Annotated in this window: 1 protein-coding gene; it reads right to left on the reverse strand. The window is 70.2% G+C overall.

The window, feature by feature from the left end:
- On the reverse strand, window positions 1-1,464 hold a 1,464-nt coding region (locus tag AB0M20_RS42460), incomplete at its 3' end, for a neutral/alkaline non-lysosomal ceramidase N-terminal domain-containing protein (protein WP_364307074.1).
- Between the last annotated feature and the right edge of the window lie 135 nt (window positions 1,465-1,599).

The following is a 1,599-nucleotide window of genomic DNA, read 5'->3' on the forward strand; positions in this document are numbered from 1 at the left end:
CGCGGCGCCCTCGTAGTTCTGCGCGTCGTACTCCTCCGGCGTGGCCACATACCCGGCGTACGCGTTGGCGTATCCGGTCAGCATCACGTGCTCGACCGGCAGCTGGGCCCGCACCGCGTCGATCACGCGCTGCCCGGAGACGATGGTGAACTCGCCCGGCGCGGTGCTGATCGCCAGCTGCCCGATGCGCAGCACCTGCAGCGGCATCACCTGCGGCGTCCACGGTGGATTCTGGCTGCCGGTGCCGAGAAATACCTGCTTGGGCGCCTGGCACTGGCGTACCGGCAGCGGGGTCGGGTTGACCACGATGCCCGCGAAGAGCAGCAGCGGGTTGGTGGAGAGGTCGCCCTCCTCGACGATCGGCGGGCCGGGGCCGTCCTCGGCGCCGGCGGTGAAGTTCTGGCCGAGCGCGCCCGGGCAGGTGCGGTGCGGCCGGCCGTCGGGGGTGTACTGCGGCGCGACGTCCACGCCGGAGAAGTCGACGTAGCGGCCGCGCGAGTCGAGCGGCCCGGAGAGCTCCTCGGTGACGTTGTCGAACAGCTGCCGAGCCTTCTCGGCCTGGAGCCGGCCGATGATGCGGGTGTTCTCGAACTCGTCGTCGGTCGGGCCCTGCGCGCCGCCGCCCCGCAGGTTGGGCGACATGTCCCCGGCCGAGGTCTGCGCGAACGCCGCCACGAACCCGCCGCGCTCCGCCCACTCGACGCCGTGCACGTCGTGCTCGATGAGGTGTGCCGCGTAGCCCTTGTTGTCGGCGCTGATCAGATGGTTGGTCTGGGTCATCGAGGTGCCGTGGGTGGCGAAGAACGACAGCATGCCGACCGGGGCGCCGCCCTGCTCGAAGCGCAGCACGGTCATCCGGCGGTCGACCGCGCCGGGGAACTTCGCCCTGTCGGCGGCGGGATTGAGGTTGTAGGCCTCGAGCGAGCGGTTCACGTTCGCGCCGGTGAGCGTACCCTCGGCGAACTTGACCTTGCCCGGCTTCGCACTCGCCTCGGCGGCGGCGACGGCCCGGACGATGCCCGACACGAGGGCCTCGAAGACCGGCGCCTCGAAGCCGAGGGTGGTGAGGTTCCACAGGGTGTATTCGGAGAACCCGCCCGGCCCGGAGTGGGTGTGCGTCGCGGTCAGGACCAGATTCTGATTCGTGTACGCGCCGGGCAGGCGCGCCTGCAGCCGGCGCAGCACCTCGACCTGGACGGCCTGGGTGATGAAGTCCACCTCGGTGCTGACGAACGCCACCCGTTTCGAGCCGTCCGCCACCACGAAGGCCCGTGCCCACTGGCGGGACGCGATCCCGGCGGTGGTCTGCGCCGGGTCCGCATACCCGAGCATGCCCACCTCGGCGGCCTCACCGGTGACGTCCGCGATCCCCACGCCGACCCGGTAGCCGTCCGCGGCACCGGCCGGCGTGGGTGGCGCGAACACTAGTAGAAAAGCTGTCAGAACGGTCAGCAAGCGCGGCACGGCGACCTCCTCGGTATCGAGACAAGTGAATGTTAAATCCATTCACGTTCGGCCGCACGACTTGTTACCGCCAAGTATCTGTGCCCGCACCCGCGCAGGTGGTCCGGGAACGGTTGGGGTCGCTCTCCCAGATCA

Source organism: Actinoplanes sp. NPDC051633 (assembly GCF_040681735.1).
In the GTDB taxonomy this organism is placed as follows: domain Bacteria; phylum Actinomycetota; class Actinomycetes; order Mycobacteriales; family Micromonosporaceae; genus Actinoplanes.